This window comes from Sphingomonas yantingensis, assembly GCF_014199325.1.
Classification (GTDB): domain Bacteria; phylum Pseudomonadota; class Alphaproteobacteria; order Sphingomonadales; family Sphingomonadaceae; genus Sphingomonas; species Sphingomonas yantingensis.
This window is the reverse complement of record NZ_JACIJJ010000009.1, coordinates 1-5,828: the sequence shown is the minus strand read 5'-3', so window position 1 is coordinate 5,828 and position 5,828 is coordinate 1. Positions and strand designations below refer to the sequence as shown.

Annotated in this window: 3 tRNA genes and 3 rRNA genes; all 6 read left to right on the top strand. The window is 55.5% G+C overall.

Annotated features, from left to right (window positions below):
* Window positions 1-370: 370 nt before the first annotated feature.
* Window positions 371-1,859, top strand: a 16S ribosomal RNA gene (locus FHR19_RS17445).
* A gap of 178 nt (window positions 1,860-2,037) precedes the next feature.
* Window positions 2,038-2,114, top strand: a tRNA-Ile gene (locus FHR19_RS17440).
* A gap of 126 nt (window positions 2,115-2,240) precedes the next feature.
* Window positions 2,241-2,316: transfer RNA gene (locus tag FHR19_RS17435), tRNA-Ala, on the top strand.
* Between the two features lie 343 nt (window positions 2,317-2,659).
* Window positions 2,660-5,447 (top strand): 23S ribosomal RNA (locus tag FHR19_RS17430).
* 113 nt (window positions 5,448-5,560) lie between these two features.
* A 5S ribosomal RNA gene (gene rrf, locus FHR19_RS17425) occupies window positions 5,561-5,675 on the top strand.
* Together the 16S, 23S and 5S rRNA genes with 3 tRNA genes alongside form the textbook arrangement of a ribosomal RNA operon.
* Window positions 5,676-5,751: 76 nt before the next feature.
* Window positions 5,752-5,828, top strand: a tRNA-Met gene (locus tag FHR19_RS17420).

Genomic DNA, 5,828 nt, shown 5'->3' with positions numbered 1-5,828 from the left:
TGTTTGACGGCCGGCGGTGTCGTCCGTAGAGGAGTTTTCACCGGCGGGGACGATCACTTGGTTGTCTGGCTGGTTAGCGAAAGCGAGGCGCACGGGTCACCCGGAAACGGGATAGACGGTGCGTCGGTTTTTGTCGCTCTTTGACATTGTGATTTTGATGAAGGGACATGTGGGCGGCGGCTCCGGGTTCTGGCGGCTTCTAGGCGTCGGGTACTCGGTTAAAGTCAAGCCGTTCCATGGGATGCTGGCTCACGCCGGTATTTCAAACATGTCCTACACGTTTCCATACGTGAAGAATTTGTGCAGGAACGGCTCCTAGAAATGAGCGGTTTCTGGGTGGTCTATTCCGGCTGCCTGGAGATCGGACATCAAACTTGAGAGTTTGATCCTGGCTCAGAACGAACGCTGGCGGCATGCCTAACACATGCAAGTCGAACGAAGGCTTCGGCCTTAGTGGCGCACGGGTGCGTAACGCGTGGGAATCTGCCCTTGGGTTCGGGATAACAGTGAGAAATTACTGCTAATACCGGATGATGACTTCGGTCCAAAGATTTATCGCCCAGGGATGAGCCCGCGTTGGATTAGCTAGTTGGTGGGGTAAAGGCCTACCAAGGCGACGATCCATAGCTGGTCTGAGAGGATGATCAGCCACACTGGGACTGAGACACGGCCCAGACTCCTACGGGAGGCAGCAGTGGGGAATATTGGACAATGGGCGAAAGCCTGATCCAGCAATGCCGCGTGAGTGATGAAGGCCTTAGGGTTGTAAAGCTCTTTTACCCGGGAAGATAATGACTGTACCGGGAGAATAAGCTCCGGCTAACTCCGTGCCAGCAGCCGCGGTAATACGGAGGGAGCTAGCGTTGTTCGGAATTACTGGGCGTAAAGCGCACGTAGGCGGCTTTGTAAGTTAGAGGTGAAAGCCTGGAGCTCAACTCCAGAACTGCCTTTAAGACTGCATCGCTCGAATCCAGGAGAGGTGAGTGGAATTCCGAGTGTAGAGGTGAAATTCGTAGATATTCGGAAGAACACCAGTGGCGAAGGCGGCTCACTGGACTGGTATTGACGCTGAGGTGCGAAAGCGTGGGGAGCAAACAGGATTAGATACCCTGGTAGTCCACGCCGTAAACGATGATAACTAGCTGTCCGGGCACTTGGTGCTTGGGTGGCGCAGCTAACGCATTAAGTTATCCGCCTGGGGAGTACGGCCGCAAGGTTAAAACTCAAAGGAATTGACGGGGGCCTGCACAAGCGGTGGAGCATGTGGTTTAATTCGAAGCAACGCGCAGAACCTTACCAGCGTTTGACATGGCAGGACGACTTCCAGAGATGGATTTCTTCCCTTCGGGGACCTGCACACAGGTGCTGCATGGCTGTCGTCAGCTCGTGTCGTGAGATGTTGGGTTAAGTCCCGCAACGAGCGCAACCCTCGCCTTTAGTTACCATCATTCAGTTGGGTACTCTAAAGGAACCGCCGGTGATAAGCCGGAGGAAGGTGGGGATGACGTCAAGTCCTCATGGCCCTTACGCGCTGGGCTACACACGTGCTACAATGGCAGGTACAGTGGGCAGCAATCCCGCGAGGGTGAGCTAATCTCCAAAACCTGTCTCAGTTCGGATTGTTCTCTGCAACTCGAGAGCATGAAGGCGGAATCGCTAGTAATCGCGGATCAGCATGCCGCGGTGAATACGTTCCCAGGCCTTGTACACACCGCCCGTCACACCATGGGAGTTGGGTTCACCCGAAGGCGTTGCGCTAACTCAGCAATGAGAGGCAGGCGACCACGGTGGGCTTAGCGACTGGGGTGAAGTCGTAACAAGGTAGCCGTAGGGGAACCTGCGGCTGGATCACCTCCTTTCTAAGGATATCGGCGGAAAGCGCCGGATGGTTCGCCATCTGGAAGAGCTTCCTCCATTCCAAAGAACATTGCCGCCGTCCTCATGTCCCTTCATCAACGGATACCCTGCCTCGGCAGGGTCAGCCTGAGCAGGCTTTCGCCGCCCGCGGCCTTCATGGTCTGCCGGGCGAGTGCGGATGGGCCGGTAGCTCAGGTGGTTAGAGCGCACGCCTGATAAGCGTGAGGTCGGAGGTTCAACTCCTCCCCGGCCCACCATCCCGCCAGAATGCGAGACGGATTAGCGATCGCTAATCAGCACGCATTCCAGGGCGGCCAGCGCTGCAGAGCGCGCCATAAGGCGCAGCTCTGCTGCGACTGACGGCGCGCGGTCGACAAGCTCCAGGGGCCTTAGCTCAGCTGGGAGAGCAGTTGCTTTGCAAGCATCAGGTCATCGGTTCGATCCCGATAGGCTCCACCAGCTTCGACGCGCCGCTTGCGTGCTGTCGCACCATCTATCCGTTTGATGAAGACACGAGATCCGGGCGTCTGCCCGGTCCGCGGCTCTTGCAGCCGCCTTCTTTTTTGACATTGTGAATGGGTTTTTCAAATCGATGCCGTGGCGGCATGCGGTTTTCGGGCTTCGGCTCGGATATCGTCTGCCGGCACTTACAGCGGCGCCGATGATGTAAGGGTTCGCCCTTGCACCAAAGGTGCTGCGCAAGGCTGAGATTATCATCCACACCAAGAGACTGCGCTTCGCTGCTCTGCCGAGTTTTGGTCAAGCAATTGACCCAGCGTTGTCGTTGGTGGTGTGGACTCTCAAGCGTGAGGTAAGGGCAACTGGTGGATGCCTTGGCATGTACAGGCGATGAAGGACGTGGCACGCTGCGATAAGCGTGGGGGAGCCGTGAGCAGGCATTGATCCCGCGATTTCCGAATGGGGCAACCCGGCTTCACCAATTATCCCGATCGTGGGCAACCGCGAGCTGGGTAATTGGGAGGAAGTCATCACCGAAGTGAATACATAGCTTTGGTGAAGCGAACCCGGAGAACTGAAACATCTCAGTACCCGGAGGAAAAGACATCAACCGAGATTCCGTTAGTAGTGGCGAGCGAACGCGGACCAGGCCAGTGCCTTCCATTCAACTAGCAGAACCATCTGGAAAGTTGGACCATAGCGGGTGACAGTCCCGTATGCGAAAGTGATGTGGAAGGACTTGAGTAGGGCGGGGCACGTGAAACCCTGTCTGAACATCGGGGGACCACCCTCGAAGCCTAAATACTCGTACATGACCGATAGCGAACTAGTACCGTGAGGGAAAGGTGAAAAGCACCCCGATGAGGGGAGTGAAACAGTACCTGAAACCGGTTGCCTACAAGCAGTGGGAGCATCCTCGAGATGTGACCGCGTACCTCTTGCATAATGGGTCTGTGACTTAGTGTATCGAGCAAGCTTAAGCCGTTAGGTGTAGGCGAAGCGAAAGCGAGTCTGAATAGGGCGAATGAGTTCGATGCATTAGACCCGAAACCCGGCGATCTAGGCATGACCAGGTTGAAGGTGGGGTAACACCCACTGGAGGACCGAACCGATTAATGTTGAAAAATTATCGGATGAGTTGTGTTTAGGGGTGAAAGGCCAATCAAGCCGGGAAATAGCTGGTTCTCCGCGAAATCTATTGAGGTAGAGCCTCGGATGAATACCCTGGGGGGTAGAGCACTGGATGGGCTAGGGCGGCGCGAGCTGTACCAAACCTAACCAAACTCCGAATACCCAGGAGTACTATCCGGGAGACAGACGGCGGGTGCTAAGGTCCGTCGTCAAAAGGGAAACAGCCCTGACCAACAGCTAAGGTCCCCAAGTCACGTCTAAGTGGGAAAGCATGTGGGATTTCCAAAACAACCAGGAGGTTGGCTTAGAAGCAGCCATCCTTTAAAGAAAGCGTAACAGCTCACTGGTCTAAACAAGAGATCCTGCGGCGAAAATGTAACGGGGCTCAAGACGTGCACCGAAGCTTTGGGTTCATCGTAAGATGAGCGGTAGCGGAGCGTTCCGTACGCCTGTGAAGCGATCTGGTAATGGGTCGTGGAGGTATCGGAAGTGCGAATGCAGACATGAGTAGCGATAAAGAGGGTGAGATGCCCTCTCGCCGAAAGACCAAGGGTTCCTGCTTAAAGCTAATCTGAGCAGGGTGAGCCGGCCCCTAAGACGAGCCCGAAGGGGGTAGTCGATGGGAACCACGTTAATATTCGTGGGCCTGGTGGTGTGTGACGGATGGCGTGTGTTGTACGATCTTATCGGATTGATCGTGCTTCGAAGCTGTCCCAGGAAATAGCCCCACCGTATAGACCGTACCCGAAACCGACACAGGTGGTCAGGTAGAGTATACCAAGGCGCTTGAGAGAAGTGTCCTGAAGGAACTCGGCAAATTGCCTCCGTACCTTCGGAAGAAGGAGGCCCAACATAAGCGCAAGCTCTTGTTGGGGGCACAGGCCAGGGGGTAGCGACTGTTTAGCAAAAACACAGGGCTCTGCTAAGTCGGCTTCAAGACGACGTATAGGGCCTGACGCCTGCCCGGTGCCTGAAGGTTAAGAGGAGGGGTGCAAGCTCCGAATTGAAGCCCAGGTAAACGGCGGCCGTAACTATAACGGTCCTAAGGTAGCGAAATTCCTTGTCGGGTAAGTTCCGACCTGCACGAATGGCGTAACGACTTCCCCACTGTCTCCAGGACATGCTCAGCGAAATTGAATTCTCCGTGAAGATGCGGAGTACCCGCGGTTAGACGGAAAGACCCCGTGCACCTTTACTGCAGCTTCAGAGTGGCATTAGGAAAGAACTGTGTAGCATAGGTGGGAGGCTTTGAAGCATTGGCGCCAGCCGGTGTGGAGCCATAGGTGAAATACCACCCTGTTGTTTTCTGATGTCTAACCTAGAACCGTTATCCGGTTCAGGGACCCTCTGTGGCGGGTAGTTTGACTGGGGCGGTCGCCTCCTAAAGCGTAACGGAGGCGTGCGAAGGTTGGCTCAGATCGGTTGGAAACCGATCGTTAGAGTGCAATGGCATAAGCCAGCCTGACTGCGAGACTGACAAGTCGAGCAGAGACGAAAGTCGGTCATAGTGATCCGGTGGTCCCTCGTGGAAGGGCCATCGCTCAACGGATAAAAGGTACGCCGGGGATAACAGGCTGATGATTCCCAAGAGCTCATATCGACGGAATCGTTTGGCACCTCGATGTCGGCTCATCACATCCTGGGGCTGGAGCAGGTCCCAAGGGTTTGGCTGTTCGCCAATTAAAGTGGTACGTGAGCTGGGTTCAGAACGTCGCGAGACAGTTTGGTCCCTATCTGCCGTGGGCGTCGAAATTTGAGAGGAGTTGACCCTAGTACGAGAGGACCGGGTTGAACATACCTCTGGTGTACCTGTCGTTCCGCCAGGAGCGCAGCAGGGTAGCTATGTATGGACGGGATAACCGCTGAAAGCATCTAAGCGGGAAGCCTCCCTCAAGATAAGATTTCATAGAGCGGTCGTAGACCACGACCTTGATAGGCTGGATGTGGAAGCTTGGTAACAAGTGGAGCTAACCAGTCCTAATTGCTCTTTTCGCGCTTCGAGAGTTCACACCGCCAATGACAACGCTGGTTCACCAGCACAGTCATCGGGTGGATGACGATCGCAGCCTTGCACACCGATCTGAAAAACATCCCAACCTCACCGCCTCCATTGCTTGGTGGCTATAGCGTCTGTGACCCACCCGATCCCATCCCGAACTCGGCCGTGAAACCAGACTGCGCCGATGGTACTAACGCTCAAGCGCTGGAAGAGTAGGTCGTCGCCAGGCATTGAAGGCGGTGAGACACAGGGAAAACCCATTCATGATGTCAGGGCCGCAAACCCATGCAGCCCTATCACCTCGGCGCGGGGTGGAGCAGCCCGGTAGCTCGTCAGGCTCATAACCTGAAGGTCACAGGTTCAAATCCTGTCCCCGCAACCA